The following is an 18,028-nucleotide window of genomic DNA, read 5'->3' as shown; positions in this document are numbered from 1 at the left end:
CACGATTAAGCCGAATCTTCCCGCCCTCATTGCTGTTTTACCTTTGCGGCCAGTTAGTCAGATTCCCCGCCCGTAGTCGATTTGTTAGTACCCCAGAACTTTGAAGCCAAAATCGGCTTCGCCACCCTGCGCGAGCTGCTGGAGCAGCTCTGCCTTTCGGCCCTGGGCCGGCAGTACGTGGCCAAGATGCAGTTTAATACCAACCACGAGCAGCTGAGCAAGCTGCTGGCCCAGACCGACGAGTTTCGGCAGCTGCTGGCCGGCGGCTCAGAGTTTCCGGGGGCGCACTACCACGACGTGACGGTGCACCTCAAGCGGGCCTCGCTGCCGGGCGCTTACCTCGACGTAGCGGCGTTTTTTGAGGTGAAGATGAGCCTGCGCACCATTCGGGCCGCGCTTACTTTCTTTACCCACGCCCCCGAAAACCTGTACCCCAACCTGCGCCTGCTGGGCATTGGCATTCAGGCCGACCGCAACCTGCTGGCCGCCATGGATAAAGTAGTAGATGACGAAGGCCAGGTGCGCGACGATGCCTCGCCGCTGCTGCGCCAGGTGCGCCAGGAGCTGATTCAGCGCCAGGGCCAGCTGCGCAAGCAGATTGCCAGCGTGCTGCGCCACGCCAAAAGCGAAGGCTGGATTCCGGGCGATGCCGAGCCCACCATTCGGGGTGGGCGCCTGGTGCTGCCCGTCATTGCCGAGCACAAGCGCCGGGTGCGCGGCCTGATTCACGATGAAAGCGCATCGGGGCAGACCGTGTTTATTGAGCCTTCCGAAGTATTTGAGCTGAACAACGATATCAAGGACCTGGAAAATGCCTATCAGCGCGAGCTGATTCGCATTCTCACCAGCCTCACCGACCAGCTGCGGCCCCACCTGCCCGACCTGCGCAAGGCCTATGGCTACCTCGGGCTGCTCGATTTTATTCGGGCCAAAGCCCGGCTGGCCCGCGAGCTGGACGCCCAGCTGCCCGAACTGAGCAGCCGGCCGCTGCTGCGCTGGCGCGGCGTGCGCCACCCGGTGCTGGCCCTCACCTTTAAAGAGCAAAACAAAGCGGCCGGCAAAGACGCCGAGCAGCGCGAAGTGGTGCCGCTCGACATTGAGCTGACGCCCGAAAAGCGGATTCTCGTTATCTCGGGCCCCAACGCGGGCGGCAAGTCGGTGTCGCTCAAAACGGTGGGGCTGGTGCAGTACATGCTGCAGTGCGGGTTGCTTATTCCGTGCGATGACTATTCCGAAGCCGGCATGTTTGAGGATATTCTGCTGGATATCGGCGATGAGCAAAGCCTCGAAAATGACCTTTCGACTTACTCGTCGCACCTGCTGGCCATGAAGCAGTTCGTGACCGTGGCCAACAAAAAAAGTCTGGTGCTGATTGACGAGTTTGGCACCGGCACCGAGCCCAGCCTGGGCGGCGCCATTGCCGAAGCCGTGCTGGAGCAGCTCAACCAGGCCCGCGCTTTTGGGGTAATCACGACGCACTACACCAACCTCAAGAACTTCGCCGAGCGCACGCCAGGCCTCGTGAACGGGGCCATGCGCTACGACCCCGAGCGCCTGCAGCCGCTCTATCGCCTCGAAATCGGCAAGCCGGGCTCATCGTTTGCCATCGAGATTGCCCGCAAGATTGGCCTGCCCCGGCAGCTCGTCGAGCGCGCCTCGCAGCTGGTGGGGAAAGACAAAATCCGCTACGACCGCCTGCTCGAAGGCCTCGAAAAGGATAAGACCGAGCTCGAAACTAAGCTGCGCGACACTGAAAAGCAGCAAGGCCGCCTCAAGCGCGCCGCCCAGGAATACCAGGAGCTGAAGCAGCACCTCGAAGAAACCCGCAACGAAACCCTGCGCGACGCCAAGCAGCAGGCCAAGAAGCTGCTCAAGGATACCAATCAGCAGATTGAGGCCACCATTGGCGAAATCCGCCGCTCGCAGGCCGACAAGGAAACCACCAAGCAGGCCCGCGAGAAGCTCGACACCTTCGTGCGCAAGGAGCTGCAAATAGAGCCGCCCAAAGCCCGGCCCACCCGCGAGCTGGCCGAGACTAGCGGGCTGCAAGCCGGCGACCGCGTGGCCATTCTGGGTCAGGACGGCCACGGCGAGGTCGTAAGCGTGAAGGGCAAAACTGCCGAAGTGCTCTTTGGCGGCCTGAAAACGCTGGTGAAAGTGGCGCAGCTCGAAAAGCTGAGCCGTACTGAAGTGCGCGAGCGCGAAGCCGCCGCCCGCAAGACGGCGGCCGCCAACTACAGCGGCCAAAGCCTCGACCTCACGGGCCGCATGGCCGGCTTCAGCCCCACGCTCGACCTGCGCGGCGAGCGGGCCGAAGACGCGCTCACCAAGCTCATGTCGTTTGTGGATGATGCGGTGATGTTTGGCATTCCGGAAATAAAAATTCTGCACGGGCGTGGCAACGGCGTGCTGCGCCAGGTAGCCCGCGACTACCTGCGCCAAACCCGCGCCGTGGCCAGCGTGGGCGATGAGCACGCCGACCGCGGCGGCGATGGCGTAACGCTGGCCGTGCTCAAGTAGTAGCTGCTGATGAGCAGGCGGAATCAGGCTTGTATTATTGTAAAATTATTATATATTATAAATATATTTTATAACTTGCTATCGAGGTACAGCTAACCAAGAAGTAAAGCTGCGTGGTAGGTTTGTGGCAGGTTGTCCTCCTCTGCCGGCCTGCTAAAAAGATTCTTGATAAAGCAGCAGCTTTTACTTGTATTTCTTGCTAACGGATTGATTATTTTGTTCTGACATATTACTGCCTTGCGTGTCAACTTCTACTTCAGCGCTGCTGCTTCATAATATGGCCGGGCAGGTTATTGCCGACCCGGCTGGCTTTTTGCGTCTTAGCTGGAGCAAGCATCCTCGGGCGTTTGACGACACCTGCGCAATGTTTACAACCGCCGCCGCCGCATTGCAGCGTTACGGCTGGGAGCGGATATTAGTGAATCAGTTGTCTATGCGGCCTTTCACGCCTCAGGAGCAGCAGTGGATAAGCACGGTGTGGCTACCCAATGCCGTGAAGGAGAGCCACTATCGCTTTGGCGCAGTGGTAGTGGCCAGCAACCTGCTGACCCGGCTGGCTACGTCCTATATTACCACCAGTACGCCGGAGCTGCCCCTGCGCTACCGCTCGTTCGACAGGGAGGAAACGGCCATCAGCTGGCTGCTGATGCAGTCTAGCTAGCGCAGCTGCGCAGTAAGTAAACTGGTCGTTAGCCGCTTATAAGAAGCTGACGGGTGGCAGCTCAGGGCGATTGAGTTATTCGCGCTTAAGTAAAAATCCAAGAATCAGAGGAGGAGCACGTCGATGCGGTGCGCATGAACCAGCTGCATGTTTTCTGACCACGAAAAAACGGTAAAATTGCCATCCTGCGAGGCTACCAGCGCCACGGCTTCGTGTTGGTCGTGCACAAACTGGGCGGCGGCCAGGTGACGGGTGCCCCCGTTTTTGGCCGGGTGCACAAGCGCTGCGCTCCGGCCTATCACGGGCTCGGTTACTACCAGCTGCTCAACGGGCGTGCTGTCGGCGCGGCGCGTTACTTTGGCGCCGAAAGCCAGCAGCTCGTAGTGTCGCGTGAGTACGGTGGCGCCATCCACGGCCGTAAAGCCGCCCACTATCTCAATGGCATCCAATAGGTTTTGTTGCCAGTCGCGGGGTGTGCGGTCGGGGCTGGCCAGCAGGGCCGCGATAGAGTTGTAGGCTGGGGCTAGCGGGTAGCCCAGCGGGGCTACGACGGAGGTGCGCCAGGTAGCGGAGCCAGGCGGCACGAGCAGCAGCAGGCCGCCCCGCCCGTGCGCCCGCATGGCGCGGGCCAGCTCCAGTAGTACGTCTACCGTAGCGCGGCCGGGCTCGCTGGCCCGGCACGGTATGGCCGGCAGCGAGGCCCGCAACGCCGGATAATCGGCAAGCCCCTGGGTTTCTTCGTCAACTATCCGTATCTGGTCGCCGCGCAACACTGCCACGTTGCTAAACTTGCCGAAGCCGTCGGCCCGGCGGTGCTTTGCTACCAGCAGCCCAGGCTCAACCACCTCCAGCACAAAGCAAACCGGCGGCACCTGGCTGGCCGTGCCCCAGATGTAGAGCCCCTCCTCGTCGCAGCCGACTCCGAGGTGAATGCCGGGGTGCTCTACTGCCGGCGCCAGCTTGCTAAGTACCTGCGGGGTAAGGCGTAGCCGGTGGCTGAACAGTAGAGGCTGGCTGGCGGCAGTGGGGTCGAGCAGCGCCAGCGAAATGCGCGGCGGGCGCCCTTCCTCGCGCCGTAGGCTGGCCCAAAAAGCCACGTCGATAAGGGCTTCGAGCAGGGATGCCGTTGGCGGAGCCGGCTGAATGCCGGAACCCAGGCGGGCGACCTCGGCCCAGTGCTGGGCAAAATGCACCGCCAGGGCCGGAGCAACTATGCGGGCCGCTAGATAAGTAGGTTCAGAAAGCATGAGGATGAGCGTGGCCGATGCATCCCGGCAGCTTTGGGAAACGGCGACTCCTATAAAAACACGCTGAAGGTAGTGCCGCAACCTGGCTCGCTGGCTACTTCGATGTGCCCACCGTGGATAACAACCAGGCGGTTTACCAGAAACAGCCCTACGCCGGTGCCAGCGGCCGCCTCGGGGTGAAACCGCCGGAAAAGCTGAAACAGCTCCGCACCGTGCTGCTCAAGGTCGATGCCCAGGCCATTGTCCTGCACTTCCAGCACCGGGCCGCCTGCCAGCGAGCGGGTGCGTATCTGCACCAGCGGCACGCGCGCAGGGTGGCGGTACTTCAACGCATTGCCAACCAGGTTGAGCAGTATCGTGCGCAGGTTGCTGTGCACGTACTGTACCAGCGGTAGCTCAGCAAAGTCGGTTTGAATAACGCCGTGAGTATTCAGGAGTTGAATGTGCAGCGTTTGCTGCACTTCGGCCGCTACGTCGGCCAGGGCCACGAGCTCCTTGGGCAGCTCGGCCGGCTGGCGCTCTACCTGCACCACGGTAGCCAGGTCGGTAATAGTGGTAGCCAGCACGCTGAGCGAATCATCGACCAGCTGCCACATCTTGGCGGCGGCCGGGTCGTGAAAATCGGCTGAGCGCCGCAGCTCCTCAAACAAGCCGTACAGGTTGTTAACTGGTTGCTTGAGGTCGTGGGAGGCCGCGTACACGAAGTTGTCGAGGTCGGCGTTGGTGCGGGCCAGCTGCTGATTGGCAGCCGTAAGCAGCGCATTTTTTGCGCTGATTTCGCGGCGCGTTTCTTCCAGCGCATCCAGCGACTCGCGCAGCTGCTGATTGACTCCCTGTAGCTCGTGGTGGTAGCGGCTCTGGTACTGCCGCCACTCGTTCTTTTCGATGGCGTGGCGCACGGTTTTACCCAGCAGCTCGGCGTCAAACTGCTGCTTCACGAGGTAGTCGAGGGCCCCGGCCATGAGGGCGCTCACGGCCAGCTGCTCGTTGCCGCCACCCGTTATCATCACCACGCACAGTGTGTTAGCGGCCGCGAGCTTTTGCAGCTCCCGCAATAAGTCGAGGCCATCGGTGTCGGGCAGGTTGTAGTCCAGCAGCACGCAGTCCGGATTCAGCTGCTTAAACACAGCCACTGCTTCCTCTCCGGAAGCTGCTTCGCCGATTTCTACCCGCTCGTGTCCCAGCTGCTTGCCCAGATACCGCCTGTACATCAGGCGGTCGTGCTCGTTGTCATCAATTAAGAGAATCTTCTTCACCGAACCGCATGCCTAATTTAAGCGGGGCAATTCGGAAGTACCCAGCCAGTAGTTAATCATCAACCGAATTTTCTCTTCCAGTGCTGTATACTCAATGGGCTTGGTGAGGTAGCTGTTGGCCCCGAGCAGGTAGCAATCCTCAATATCACGCGTGCTGGACGACGTGCTAAGGATGATAACCGGAATCGACTGCAGGCGCGAATCGCGCTTCAGCGCCGCCAGCACGGCCCGGCCATCGGTGCCCGGCAGGTTCAGGTCGAGCAGCACAATGGCCGGCAGGGTAGCGGGCCAGCCCGTGGCTTTGCCATAGCCCAGCAGGTACTGCAGCGCCTGGTCGCCGTCTTCGCAGCGTAGCACCGGGTTTCGCAGCGAGCTTTTCCGAAATGCGCGGCCGAGGGCCGTAAAATCTTCGGCACTGTCTTCTACTACAAGAACGGGCTTTAGGAGGGTAGTTTTCACGACTGGTTGCAGTTAAGACATGAGCTTGGGAAGCGAGAAGTAGAAGGTAGACCCCTGGCCGGGCACCGATTCAAGCCAAAGGCTGCCTCCATGCTTCTCAACCATCTTTTTGGCGATGGCCAGGCCCGCCCCGGTGCCCCCGCCATACTTGTCCTGCGCATGCAGGCGCTTGAATAGCTTAAATATTTTGTCGTGATGCCGGGGGTCAATTCCAATGCCAAAGTCTTGTACGTAGAAGACATGGAAGCTGGCTGAATCAACCTGCCGCTCAGGCCCGATGGCGTCAGCCGCAGCCACCCCGATAATGACGGACTTTATAGGCTGTTCGCTATACTTCATCGCATTGGTGAGTAAGTTGTTGAGCAGCTCCTGTAAGCGCACCCCATCGCCCATTACCGGGGGCAGGGGCCCTTCTACCGTTACGTGCGTATGGGTCTGCTCGAAGCGAATTTGCAGCAGGTCGAGTACTTCGGCCACCAGCTCATTCATGTCCACTTCCGTCATAACCAGCTCCTGGCGGCCCGCTCGCGAGAGCTGCAGCAAGCCCTCAATCAGGCCTTCCATGCGCTGGCTCAGGCGCACGAGCGTCTGCAGCTTACCGGTGCCTTCGGCGTCGAGCTTATCGGCATAGTCTTCGAGCAGGAACAGCGAGTAGTTGTGAATGCCGCGCAGGGGCTCCTTCAGGTCGTGGGAAGCCACATAAGCAAACGAATCGAGTTCGTCGTTGCTGCGTTCTAGCTCGGTATTGAGCTGGCTCAGGGCCAGGGCGCGGTCGTGCAGCTCGTTGAAAACCTTCAGGCGCACGTCGGAGATATGCAGCCGGATTTCCTGGGCCGCCTGAATTTCGATGGGCTGCCAGGGCGCAGCCGTGTTTTCGACCAGCTGCTTCCAGGCTTCGAACGACTGGCGCGGCGACAAAAAAATCTGGCCATCGGCCAGGGTCTGGGGCTTTTCGTGCTGGCCGGCCCAGGTTACCGTCTGCACCACTTCGGGCCGAAACCAGAGCAGGTAATTGCCGGGCGCCTCGGCCAGCGAGGCCGCAATGAAGCCGCTGGCCGTTGCCCGAAACGCCCGCCCGTCCGGGTTAAGCGCCGCGTACGAGCTGGTCTGAAACACATCGTCCGTCACGTTGGCTTGCAGCCAGGCCAGTAATCCCTGAATCTGCGGCCGGGTGGGCGTAGTGCCAACGGTAACTATTTCGCCATCGAAGCACACGGCGGCCCCGCCGCAGTCAAATACATCCAGCAGCGTAGTGGCTTGCCGATAAAGGCCTTCCACGAAATTGGCCGTGTTCGACACGTGCTCAAACAAGCGTACCTGCCGCTCCCGGATGCGCAGCTGGTAGGCGTAGTCGTCCTGCTGCTGCTTGGCGCTGAGTAAAGCCGAAAACGTTTTGGCAATAAACTCGCACAGGTCGCGCAGCTCGTAGCTCACCAGCCAGGGGGTGCGGTGGTGGCAGGTTATCATGCCCCAAAGGTGCCCGTTCTGGATGAGCGAAATCGTCATGGTGGCCGCCGAGCCCAGGTTGTGCAGGTACTGGAGATGAATCGGCGACACGCTCCGCAGCACGGCGTAGGTCATGTCGGGCGGGCGGCTGGTGCGGGGCGGGCGCAGTGGCACCAGCCGCGCGGGCACATACGCGGCATCCGGAATAAAGCGCAGCCAGTTTTTGAGGTACATGGCCCGTGCCTGCTGCGGAATGTCGGAAGCCGGGTAGTGCAGCCCGAGCCACGGGGCGAGGTCGGGGTGCCGGTCTTCGGCAATTATCTGGCCGCTCTCGTCGGGCTCAAAGCGGTAGATGGCAACCCGGTCGAAGCCCGTAAGGGCGCGCACCTGCGTCACGGTATGCTGGCAAAACTCCGCTACCGAGCCTGCCGCCAGCATCTGGCTCATGGCATTATTCAAAAATGCCAGGTCGAGCGGAACAGAAGTCGTTTCCACCACGGGCTCAAATTCCAGCCACAGCAGGTGGTCGTAGCGGTGCAGGATGAGCTTAAAAAACGGCTTCCCGGCCACCTCGTCGAGGCGAATGCCAACCAGCTGCCTGGTTTCGGTCAGCGTGCCGAAGCGCTGGGTGAGCCCGGCGAGCGGCTCGGGGGCCAGCAGCCTGGTCAGGCCCGCGCCCAGCAGGTCTTCGGGCGCGATGCCGAGCAGGGCCTGGGTATTTTCGCTGGCGTAGGCCACGCGGTGCGTCACCTCGTCGAGGCACAGCATAAAGCCGTAGGGCTGAATGGCCCCCGGAATGTGAATAGGCTCGCGGTCGCAGTTGGTCAGCGTAATCGGGCTGTCGAGCAGGCTTTCGTCGGGTAGGCTCACGGGCGGGTTAGCCAGCTGGCTAAGTGTTGAAAAGTTTCACTGGCCGACTGCACGATGGCCGCCGCCGTGGCCGGCGTAGCGGCCGCCTCCAGCAGCTGGCAGAACGTTTTCCAGCGCGGGCCGGTTTGGTCGCCGTAGCCGGTAAAATATGTGGTATAATCTATATTTGACTTGGCCAGCTGCCGGGCCAGTACCTGGCCGCCCAGCGTCGAGCCTTCCACCACGTACATAGCTCCCAGCAATTGAGGCAGCGTGGCCAGCGGCGGCATGGCCGGGCACAGCGGCAGCTCAGCAGCGGCTACGTGCAGGTCAGCCAGGATAAGGTGGGCCCGCTGGCGCGCTGGTATTTCCCAGGCCGGTCCCAGCGCGGCGGCGTGCTGGCGCAGCTGCGCTTCGTAGGGCACCAGAAAGCCGTACATCTTAGCCAGAAACCGGGCAGTGGCCGCTACGCTGGGCGAGCCGGCCGCCACCGCCTGGTTGAACTCATTCTGTTCAATCGCGTCGTGGTAGGGGCGGGTTTCGGCGCGCAGGCGGGCCAGAATTGTTGGGGGAGCTAACGGAATAACCAATACAAAAAAGGTAGGCCAGAAGCTGCAAATTAGTTAAGAAACGGCAGAGTAGGAGCAGCCTGGCCGGAGTGCTGGCTAGTCAAAAAACTAAAAACCCTGCTCATCGGCCGATGAGCAGGGGCAACAAGGTGGGCGGATGGCGGCACCCGAGCTAGCGCTTTTTACGGCCGCCCGTAATGATGGGTACGGGAGCGGCGGTAGCCGTGCCGGCCGCGTTGCGCGAGCTCACCTGCACGTAGTAGGTAGTGCCGGGCTGCAGGCCATCGATGGTAATGCGGTGCTTGGTACTGAAGTCTTCCTCCACGCGCTGCTCGGTCAGCTCCGTGGCCGAAGGGCCGTACTTCACGCGGGTATCGCCGGGGTAGAGGGTAGTGTATTCGAGGGTAAAGCTCTGGTTGGTAGTGCCTACCGGCACCGGCTCGGCCGTGATGCGCGGCAGGTTGCCGCCGCGCACGAAGTCGCTCGCCAGGCGCGGCAGCAGCTGGTAGCCGCCCGTGCCGGTGGGCGAGTACTGGCTTAGCACGCCGCGCACGTCGAAGGTTTCGCCCTTGGGTACGGCCGCATCGATAACGCCGGTGGGGCCGGTGCTGGAGTTGGTGACGCGCAACGGCGCGCTCTTGTCGCCATCGAGCAGAAAGTTGGAGTTGGCCGCCAGGGTTTCGACCGGCGCGCCGCCGGCATTGGTGATTTTGGTTACGCCCGTTATCTCCAGCAGGCGGCCTTCGTTGGCTTCTACAAACGCGCTGCCGGCCTGCTTCACCGGCACCTTGAGCGGATGCAGCGGCCGGCCACTGCTGATTTTGTGCACCGTCGTGATGGGGTCCATCTCCAGCAGCCCGTTGTAGTTTTTAAGCTGCCCGGTTACCTGCACGCTATCGCCGGCCCTCAGCTCGTCGTAGCCCGGCACGCGGGTCGGCAGGGCGTACAGCGCCAGGCCGGTTTCCCCGTCCTGCACAAAGCGCAGCGCCCCCAGCTCGGGGCCGTTGCTCACCACGCCGCGCACCGTCACGGTGGCGCCCGCGCCCAGCGCCTTCGCGGCCTTCACCGACTGCACGCCCGGAGTCGGGGTGGTCGGGGCCGGCGCGGCCGCCGGGGTCGTTGCGGGCTTGGGCTTGGACTTCGATTTCGGGCCGGGGCCGGTCTGGAGCGGGCCCACCAGGCTGGCGGCCAGCAGCGTAGTATAAAGGAGCATAGGCAGAAAAGGACGTGAGCGGGGCAGTAGGCGCCCCAAAATAACGACCAAAACCAGTTGGCTTGCCTTAGCGCCGGGTTAAGTCTGCGTAAAGGTCAGCAAGAAAATAATTAATATATTGTGTCACAGTATATTAACTTCGGGCTGTAATTCGATGCCGAACTGCGTGCGCACGGCCCGGATAACTTCCTCGGCCAGCTCGCGCAGCTCCTGGCCGGTGGCCCCGCCGTGGTTGACGAGCACCAGCGCCTGGCGGTCGTGCACGCCGTGGGTCCCCGCGCCCGGCCCGCGCCGCAGGCCCTTGAAGCCCGCTTGCTCGATAAGCCAGCCGGCGGGTACCTTCACGCCGCCCGGCACCGGGTAGCCGGGCAAGGCGGGGTAGCGCGCCCGCAGCTCGTCGAACCGGGCCTGCGATACCTCGGGGTTTTTGAAAAAGGAGCCCGCATTGCCGATTTCGGCGGGGTCGGGCAGCTTGGTGCGACGGATGTGCACCACGGCCTCGCTCACGTCGCGCGGGGTGGGCTCGGCCTCGATGCCCAGCTCGGCCAGCGTTTCGCGAATGGCGCCGTAGTTGACATTGACCGGCCGCCGGGCGCTGGCGCGGTGCAGCCGCAGCACCACCGCCGTTACCACAAACTGGCCTTTCAGCGGCCCTTTAAATACGCTTTCGCGGTAGCCGAAGCCGCATTCTTCCTTGCCAAACACGCGCAGCTGCCCGGTGCCGACGGCCACGGCTTCGAGGCGCTCGAAGGTGTCTTGCAGCTCCACGCCGTAGGCGCCGATATTCTGGAGCGGAGCCGCGCCCACCGTGCCCGGAATCAGCGACAGGTTCTCGATGCCGCTCAGCTCCTGGTCGAGCGCGTAGCCGACCAGCCCGTGCCAGCTTTCGCCGGCGCCGGCGCGCAGCAGGGCGGTGTGCGTATCGGCCTCTTCACCAAGTATTTCGAGGCCCTTAATCTCGTTTTTTAGCACCACGCCGCCAAAATTCTGCGTCAGCAGCAGGTTGGAGCCGCCGCCCAGAATCAGCAGCGGGCCGGCCTGAACCTCGGGCCGGGCCAGCAGCTGGCGCAGCTCGTCTACCGACGAGAAGCGGGCGAAGTAGCGGGCCTGCACGTCGAGGCCGAAGGTGTTATACGGGCGAAGCGAAACGTTTTCTTCAAGCTGCATGGCCGCAAAGGTCGGAACGCCGCGCTGACTCTGCGCGCCTGTGAGGCCAACCGCCGCGCCGCGCACCCACAAAAAAGCCGGCGTGGCGCCGGCTTTATACATACGTAAAATAATATGTTTTCCTACTTCACGTTGGCCTGCACGTTGAACTGCGAGTCGGCGCGCACCTTGGTATCCTGGGGCAGGGCCTTGGCCAGCACGGCGCTGGTAAAGAGGGTGTAGTTGCCGGTGCTCAGGTACTTATCGAGCTTGGTGCCGCCGGGTGTGAGATTGATGGTCGTCTGGCCCGTGGGCACGGGGTCGAGCGAGGCCAGCAGCACTTTGTCGCTGCCCGAAGCGTCGGAAGCAATGTAGAGGCTGATGCTTTTGAGGAAGTCGAAGTTCTGGCTGGCCGGGTCTACGGTAGTCAGCGAGAGCTTGTCGAGGGTGACGTTCTGCACCAGGCTGGCGGTGGTGTTATTGCCCGCGTAGGTACTCGACGAATTGGAGCTGACCGGGATGCCGGGCAGATTGAGCGCCGTGCCGGTCAGGATACCAGTAGCCGGAATAGTGAAGTTAGTTGAGTCGCTGATAGTAAAATTGAGCAGGTCGGCAATTTTCTGGCAGCTCCCGCCGGCGATGAGCAGCCCGGCTAAAAGAGCTAAAAGCCAGGTCTTTTTGAGCGCTATATTTTTCATGAGAAAGTCTGATTAGCAGCCAAGTGTTGGCAAAAAGGGCAAAGGCAAGCCGGGTGGCTGGTAGCGCCTTGCTGGGGCATAACGTGTGCCTGCTACACAAAGTTAGTTCTGGCGTTGGGCTACGGCCCGGTACTTTTCGTACGTAGGAGCCAGCCTATGAAAAACGTGTTTCTGAGCGGCTGCCTGCTGCTGGCGCTTGCCGGCCAGGCCCAGCCCACGCCGCGCCAGCTTTACCCTGGCTTGTTTGAGGCCGTGCAGCTAAGCGGCGTGTATGCCGATAGCAAGACGTTCGTCGATGCGCTGCCCACGGTGCCGCCCACCGAGGTGCTGGCAGCCTACGCGCAGCAGCGCCGCCAGCCGGGATTCGACCTGCGTATATTCATAAAAGACTATTTTCTGCCGCCTGCCGAGCCCGTTTCGGCGTATCACAGCAACGTAAGCGCCGGCCTGCGGGCTCACCTCGATACGCTCTGGACGGTACTGCGCCGCCCCGCCCAGCCGGCGGCCGTGCCCTACTCGTCGCTGCTGCCGCTGCCGCGCCCCTACGTAGTGCCGGGCGGCCGCTTCCGCGAGCTGTATTACTGGGACTCCTACTTCACGATGCTGGGCCTGCGCGAGGCCGGCCGCACCGCGCTGCTGCGCGACATGGTCGCCAACTTTGCCTACCTGCTCGACCACTACGGCCACATTCCGAATGGCACGCGCACGTACTACCTCACGCGCTCGCAGCCGCCGTTTTTTGCCCTGATGGTGCAGCTGCTGGCCCAGGCTGAAGGCCCCCGCAGCCGCGCCTACACCGAGTTCCGGCCCCAGCTGCTGAAAGAATACGCCTACTGGACGGCCGGGACCCCCACCCTAAAGCCCGGCCACGCGGCCGGCCGCGTGGTGCGCCTGCCCGGCGGCGAAACCCTGAGCCGCTACTGGGACGACAGCGACCAGCCCCGCGAAGAGTCGTACCGCGAAGACGTGGCGGCCGCTAAACTCAGCAAGCAGTCTGCCCCGGAGTTTTATCGCAACGTGCGCGCCGCCGCTGCTTCGGGCTGGGATTTCAGCACCCGCTGGTTTGAGCCGGGCCAGGGGTTGGCCAGTATTCGCACTACCAGCCTCGTGCCTGTCGATTTGAACTGCCTGCTGCTGACCCTGGAGCAGACCCTGGCCAAAAGCGCCGCCCAGGCCGGCGATTCGGCCCAGGCGCCGAAGCTGCGCCGCGCCGCGCTGGCCCGCGCGGCGGCCATCCGGCGCTACTGCTGGGATGCGACGGCCGGCTTTTACGTCGATTACGACCTGACGGCGCGCCGCCCGGCCGCCCCGCGCACGCTGGCCGGCGTTTTCCCGCTGGCCTTTGGCGTGGCCACGGCCCCGCAGGCCCGGCAGGCGGCCCAGCGCCTGCAAAGCGAGTTTCTGCGCCCCGGCGGCCTGCTCACGACGACCGTGCACAGCGGCCAGCAGTGGGATGCGCCCAACGCCTGGGCTCCGCTCGAATACCTGGCCATCAAAGGGTTGCGCCGCTATCAGCAAACGACCCTGGCCGATACCGTGGCCCACCGCTGGGTGCGCCTCAACGCGCGCGTCTTCACCCAAACTGGTAAGCTGCTGGAGAAATACAACGTGGAAAACCCGCAGGCGCTGGCCGGCGGCGGCGAATACCCACTCCAGGACGGCTTCGGCTGGACCAACGGCGTACTCCTCACCTTGATGAATGAGAAGTAAGAATGTGGGAAATGTGAAAATGTGGGAATGGGGAGATAAGAATTTAGTCTCGGAATAATTCTAACATTATTAAATATTTAATATTTCACACATCTTCCACATCTTCACATTCCCCACATTTCCCACATTCCTAATCAAGCTACCTTACCCGGTAGCCGCTCAGGGCGTAGTAGAGCAGATAGGCGTAGCAGAGCGCGGGGATGGCAAAGGCCACCCGCAGGCCGCCGCCGTGCGTTGAGATAAAGCCCATGAGCGGCGGAATGAGCGCCCCGCCCACGATGGCCATTATCAGGTACGACGAGCCTTGCTTGGTGAATGGCCCCAGTCCGGTGATAGCCAGCGGGAAGATAACCGGCCACATAATCGAGTTCATCAGCCCGCAGAGCACGATGAGCCACAGCGCGGTTTCGCCCTGGCTCATGACGGAGGCGCCTACTAGCGCTACGCCGGCCGCGCACACCGCCACCAGCAACACCCGGTTGTGGAAGCGCAGCAGCAGCGGAATACCCACCACGCGCCCCACCAGCGAGCCAAACCAGTACGAGGCCACCAGCACTGCGCCCACGGCCATGGTAAAGCCGGCCGTAGTGTCAATGGGTGAGGGGCGCTGGCCGAATAATTCGCCCGCGAAGTTGGTCACCACGTTCAGCCCCTGCACCAGGCGTTGGGTGAAGGGCGAGAGTGCCCGAATACCCTGGCTCTCGCCGTAGCGAATGAGAAACGACCCTAGCCCCACTTCCACGCCCACGTACACGAAAATGGCCCCGATGCCCAGCACCAGGTGGCGGTAGTCGAGCGCCGAGCGGCGGCCGGCCGCTACCGACTGGTGCTCCAGTAGTTCTTCTTCGGGCAGGGCATCGATGTCGGGCAGGCGCAGCATAAAGAATATGCCCGCCAGCACCGCCAGAAATCCTGCCAGGCCCAGGTAGGGCGCCTTCACCAGCTGCGCTTCCTGGCTGAGGCGCTGCGCCGTGGGCAGCGCCGCCAGCTGCGCCTTCAGGGCCACCGAGCCGCCAAAGAGCAGCAGCCCGCCCACCAGCGGCGAGATGGCCCCGCCAAAGTTATTGGCTACGCCCACGATGCTCACCCGCGAGGCCGCCCGCCGCGCCGGCCCCAGCACGCTCACGTAGGGATTAGCCGCCACCTGCAGCAGCGTAATGCCCGCCCCCAGCACCGCCAGCGCCGTCAGAAACAGCGGAAACGCCCGCGTATTGGCCGCCGGCACAAACAGCAGTGCCCCGCCCGCCATCACGAGCAGCCCCACCACGATGCCGCGCTGGTAGCCCAGCTTTTCGAGCAGCCGGCCCGCCGGCAGTGACATCAGAAAATACGCCCCAAAAAACGCCGACTGCACCGCCGACGACTGCAAATCCGTGAGCTGGCACACGTCCTTGAGGTAGGGCATGAGCACGTCGTTGAAATTGGTCACGGCTCCGAACAGCAGAAACAGCAGGGTCATGAGCACCATCGGCCCGGCGTAGGAGCGGGTAATGGTATCGGTAGCAGCGCCGCGCGCGGTAGTAACAGTAGTAGCCATACGGGCCGGAAGGTACAAAAAAAGCCGGCCACCAGGGCCGGCCGAAGAAGCGACAACGCTGGCGCGAGTTTAGGCGAAGCCGTAACTCGTGCCTTTTATAACGTGGAGGTTGTACCTCCACTGCCGCACCAGCGGCAAGGCAGAACCGCGCCGCCAGGGTCGTTCCAGCAGCATATTCTATGGGAGGCACAGCCACCCCCGAAAAATCGGCACGAGTTACGCTGCGCTAAACTCGCGCCAGTTGAGGTTGGCTACCTAATCCCATTCTATCTCATTTGAATTTTCAGTGAGAAATTCATATAGCTCATCCTGATTTTCTATCAGATGCTCAATAATAGCAATAAATTTATCTGCTTTGACAGAGTTAGCCGAGTTTTGAGGGTAATATGCTACATATCCACCTGCTTCTGGGTCAGACTCTAAATCTACTAGAAGAGCGGGCTCATGAACTTTTAAATAGGCTGCAAAAAATGCACCCCAATTGTATCCATTCATGTACGCCATTTCATTAAGCCCATTCATCTTATCGCCAATAGCCATAATATTATCCTGCTCACAGGAAAAGTAAATAGAAATAGTGTCTGAATCAGCGTCTGCGAATTTAGTGATGTAAGTTTTCATGAGTATTTTAATTTACTGTTAAATTTATCGATAATTATGTAAAAACTAAGAATTTAGTCTCAAAATTTCCCCCCTTCTGTGTTACCACTACCTCGCTATTTTTCTGCCGCTTAAATTCCAACATGCGTTCGTAGGCTATTTCTAAGCCGGTTAGGATTTTATCCCGTAACTCAGGCTGCTTTTCCTGATTCATAGTAATTAATTGTTTGTAGCTTACAAGGCAGTAATATATTCGGTCAATGTTATAATTTGTGTAACCCCTACTTTTTCCAAAACCAACAAGTCCTGGTCGCCGGTTAGTAAGTGCGTAGCGTTGCCATCAAGAGCCAAAGCGAGTAAAAAATTGTCTTTTGGGTCGCGGCACAAGCTTACCAAGGAGGTAACTTCAATGATTTCCGCCTTCGGCCGCACCGCGAATAAAAGGGCTTGCAGGTCGGCGGGCGAAAAATACTTCTTGAATTTGGGCCGGTTTGCTACGGTGATAAACTCGCTGAACAGTTCCTGGCTGAATAGTAGCGAGGCGTGGGCATCGGCAAGCAGCCGGTCGAGCCGGGCGTAGTTGCTGGTTAGCAAAAAGCTAATCCAGAGATTGGTATCGAGAATAAGCCTATGCTTTTCGGCGGGCATAGCGCTTCGCTCTTACGGTTTCTATTTCTTTGGAAATATCGGTTAGGATAGGCGGCGCAGCGGCGGCCCGCTGGCGCAAGCCATCAATGGCTGCCTGAAAAGGGTCGGCTGGAATCTCGGCCAGTGTGATAAGTTCCAGGTCAGCAAGGTCTTGCAGAAGCTTAGTGGCCTTAGGGTTCAAGATATTTACCTGGTACATCGTCATAGGGAATGCTAGGTTTTTTAATTACTTGCAAGATAGCGCCACCGCCAGTCCCGACCTTTGCCCCATGTACCTTACCGCCACCACCCAGTTTGGCCTCGAAGAAGTCTTAGCTGAAGAATTGAGCCAGCTCGGCGCTACCATCGACCACGTCGGCAGCCGCGCCGTCGAATTCACGGGCGACAAAAAGCTGCTCTACAACACTATTCTCTGGAGCCGCACCGCCATGCGCCTGCTGCGCCCCTTCGCCGATTTCTACGCCCGCGACGAGCGCGCCCTTTACGACGAGGTGTATCGAATAGACTGGAGCCGCTATATAGCCGCCGGCCAAACGTTCGCCATCACGGCCGTGGTTAATAAGTCGAGCTTCGAGCACTCGCTGTACGTGGCTCAGCTCACCAAAGACGCCATTGTGGACCAGTTCCGCGAGCGCACCGGGGAGCGCCCTAGTATCGACACCAAAAATCCCGACATCCGCATTCACTTGCGCATGCTCGAAAACGACGTTATCCTGAGCCTCGACGCGGCCGGCGACTCGCTGCACCGCCGCGGCTACCGCCGGGGCACCAACGAAGCCCCGCTCAATGAAGTGCTGGCGGCAGGACTCATCCTGCTCAGCGGCTGGGACAGAAAGAGTACCCTCATCGACCCTATGTGCGGCTCGGCTACCATTCTCACCGAGGCGGGCCTGCTGGCCCAGCGCATCGCGCCGGGTCTGTTTCACCAGGGTAAATTCGGCTTCGAAAACTGGCCTGATTTCGACGCCGGGCTCTGGGCGGAGGTACGCGCCGCAGCCGAAGCCCAGCGCCTGGAGGAGCCGCAGGCCTACCTGGCCGGCTCCGACCTCGACCCGCGGGTAATAGACCAGGCCGCCGCAAATATTGAGGCTGCCGGCCTCGACGAGTGCATCCGCCTGTCGGTGCGCGATGTGCGCGACGCCCAGCCGCCCCAGGGGCAGGCGCCCGGCCTGGTTATCACCAACCCGCCCTACGGCGAGCGGATAGGGGAGGAGGCGCAGATGGCTGCCCTCTACAAGACCATTGGCGACGCGCTGAAAACGAATTTTCAGGGCTACGAGGCGTTCATTTTTACGGGTAATCTCGAAGCGGCCAAGAGTATCGGCCTGAAGGTGTCGCGGCGCATCCCGCTGTTTAATGGGCCGATTGACTGCCGGCTGCTGAAATATGAGCTGTACCGGGGGTCGCGGCGGCCACCAGTGGCTGGCTAGCGTGCCGGCCAGCTTGGCTAAAAATTTTGGAACTTCGCT

At 61.2% G+C, this 18,028-nt stretch carries 16 protein-coding genes; 4 read left to right on the top strand and 12 right to left on the bottom strand.

Annotated elements, in window-relative coordinates:
* Positions 1 to 81 precede the first annotated feature (81 nt).
* Both F6X24_RS15915 and F6X24_RS15910 read left to right on the top strand, forming a co-directional pair.
* Positions 82 to 2,520, top strand: a complete 2,439-nt coding sequence (locus tag F6X24_RS15915) for an endonuclease MutS2 (RefSeq protein WP_151088957.1) — start codon at positions 82 to 84, stop codon at positions 2,518 to 2,520.
* A 241-nt stretch (positions 2,521 to 2,761) separates the two neighbouring features.
* The gene (locus F6X24_RS15910) at positions 2,762 to 3,181 is read left to right on the top strand and encodes a hypothetical protein (RefSeq protein ID WP_151088956.1); all 420 of its coding nucleotides are present in this window, start codon (positions 2,762 to 2,764) and stop codon (positions 3,179 to 3,181) included.
* Positions 3,182 to 3,285: 104 nt separating this feature from the next.
* Here F6X24_RS15910 and F6X24_RS15905 read toward each other — a convergent pair whose 3' ends face one another.
* The 8 genes from F6X24_RS15905 to F6X24_RS15870 form a co-directional block, all read right to left on the bottom strand.
* The gene (locus F6X24_RS15905; RefSeq protein WP_151088955.1) at positions 3,286 to 4,428 is read right to left on the bottom strand and encodes a putative sensor domain DACNV-containing protein; all 1,143 of its coding nucleotides are present in this window, start codon (positions 4,426 to 4,428) and stop codon (positions 3,286 to 3,288) included.
* 50 nt (positions 4,429 to 4,478) lie between these two features.
* Positions 4,479 to 5,684 (bottom strand): sensor histidine kinase, encoded by a 1,206-nt coding sequence (locus F6X24_RS15900; RefSeq protein WP_151088954.1) that lies wholly within the window; start codon positions 5,682 to 5,684, stop codon positions 4,479 to 4,481.
* Between the two features lie 12 nt (positions 5,685 to 5,696).
* Entirely contained in the window at positions 5,697 to 6,143 is a 447-nt protein-coding gene (locus F6X24_RS15895; protein ID WP_151088953.1) for a response regulator, read from the bottom strand.
* A 12-nt stretch (positions 6,144 to 6,155) separates the two neighbouring features.
* Positions 6,156 to 8,459 carry an ATP-binding protein gene (locus F6X24_RS15890; protein ID WP_151088952.1) on the bottom strand — a complete coding sequence of 768 codons (2,304 nt, stop codon included), beginning with the start codon at positions 8,457 to 8,459 and terminating at the stop codon, positions 6,156 to 6,158.
* The gene (locus F6X24_RS15885; RefSeq protein WP_151088951.1) at positions 8,456 to 9,028 is read right to left on the bottom strand and encodes a biliverdin-producing heme oxygenase; all 573 of its coding nucleotides are present in this window, start codon (positions 9,026 to 9,028) and stop codon (positions 8,456 to 8,458) included. The genes F6X24_RS15890 and F6X24_RS15885 overlap by 4 nt, the downstream gene beginning before the upstream one ends.
* Before the next feature lie 151 nt (positions 9,029 to 9,179).
* The gene (locus tag F6X24_RS15880) at positions 9,180 to 10,220 is read right to left on the bottom strand and encodes a hypothetical protein (protein ID WP_151088950.1); all 1,041 of its coding nucleotides are present in this window, start codon (positions 10,218 to 10,220) and stop codon (positions 9,180 to 9,182) included.
* A 123-nt stretch (positions 10,221 to 10,343) separates the two neighbouring features.
* Positions 10,344 to 11,489 carry a UDP-N-acetylmuramate dehydrogenase gene (gene murB, locus F6X24_RS15875; RefSeq protein WP_317132489.1) on the bottom strand — a complete coding sequence of 382 codons (1,146 nt, stop codon included), beginning with the start codon at positions 11,487 to 11,489 and terminating at the stop codon, positions 10,344 to 10,346.
* 20 nt (positions 11,490 to 11,509) lie between these two features.
* Entirely contained in the window at positions 11,510 to 12,064 is a 555-nt protein-coding gene (locus F6X24_RS15870; protein ID WP_151088949.1) for a hypothetical protein, read from the bottom strand.
* A 156-nt stretch (positions 12,065 to 12,220) separates the two neighbouring features.
* On the opposite strand from F6X24_RS15870, the gene treF reads away from it, so the two are divergent.
* The gene (treF, locus tag F6X24_RS15865; RefSeq protein WP_151088948.1) at positions 12,221 to 13,774 is read left to right on the top strand and encodes an alpha,alpha-trehalase TreF; all 1,554 of its coding nucleotides are present in this window, start codon (positions 12,221 to 12,223) and stop codon (positions 13,772 to 13,774) included.
* A 139-nt stretch (positions 13,775 to 13,913) separates the two neighbouring features.
* Here treF and F6X24_RS15860 read toward each other — a convergent pair whose 3' ends face one another.
* The 4 genes from F6X24_RS15860 to F6X24_RS15845 all read right to left on the bottom strand — a co-directional run bounded on the left by F6X24_RS15860 (position 13,914) and on the right by F6X24_RS15845 (position 16,764).
* On the bottom strand, positions 13,914 to 15,311 hold the full coding sequence (locus F6X24_RS15860) for a sugar MFS transporter (RefSeq protein ID WP_151088947.1): 1,398 nt from the start codon (positions 15,309 to 15,311) through the stop codon (positions 13,914 to 13,916).
* Between the two features lie 255 nt (positions 15,312 to 15,566).
* Positions 15,567 to 15,932, bottom strand: a complete 366-nt coding sequence (locus F6X24_RS15855) for an Imm51 family immunity protein (RefSeq protein ID WP_151088946.1) — start codon at positions 15,930 to 15,932, stop codon at positions 15,567 to 15,569.
* Positions 15,933 to 16,145: 213 nt separating this feature from the next.
* A complete protein-coding gene (locus F6X24_RS15850) occupies positions 16,146 to 16,559 on the bottom strand; it encodes a putative toxin-antitoxin system toxin component, PIN family (protein WP_151088945.1) in 414 nt (137 codons plus the stop codon).
* The gene (locus tag F6X24_RS15845) at positions 16,540 to 16,764 is read right to left on the bottom strand and encodes a hypothetical protein (protein WP_151088944.1); all 225 of its coding nucleotides are present in this window, start codon (positions 16,762 to 16,764) and stop codon (positions 16,540 to 16,542) included. The genes F6X24_RS15850 and F6X24_RS15845 overlap by 20 nt, the downstream gene beginning before the upstream one ends.
* Positions 16,765 to 16,828: 64 nt before the next feature.
* Here F6X24_RS15845 and F6X24_RS15840 point away from each other — a divergent pair, with 64 nt between their 5' ends.
* Positions 16,829 to 17,989, top strand: coding sequence for a THUMP domain-containing class I SAM-dependent RNA methyltransferase (locus tag F6X24_RS15840; protein ID WP_151088943.1), 1,161 nt, complete (start codon positions 16,829 to 16,831; stop codon positions 17,987 to 17,989).
* Positions 17,990 to 18,028 lie beyond the last annotated feature (39 nt).

The sequence above is a fragment of the Hymenobacter baengnokdamensis genome (genome assembly GCF_008728635.1).
Lineage (GTDB): Bacteria > Bacteroidota > Bacteroidia > Cytophagales > Hymenobacteraceae > Hymenobacter > Hymenobacter baengnokdamensis.
The sequence above is the reverse complement of the archived record's forward strand: the minus strand, read 5'-3'. Positions and strand labels throughout refer to the sequence as shown.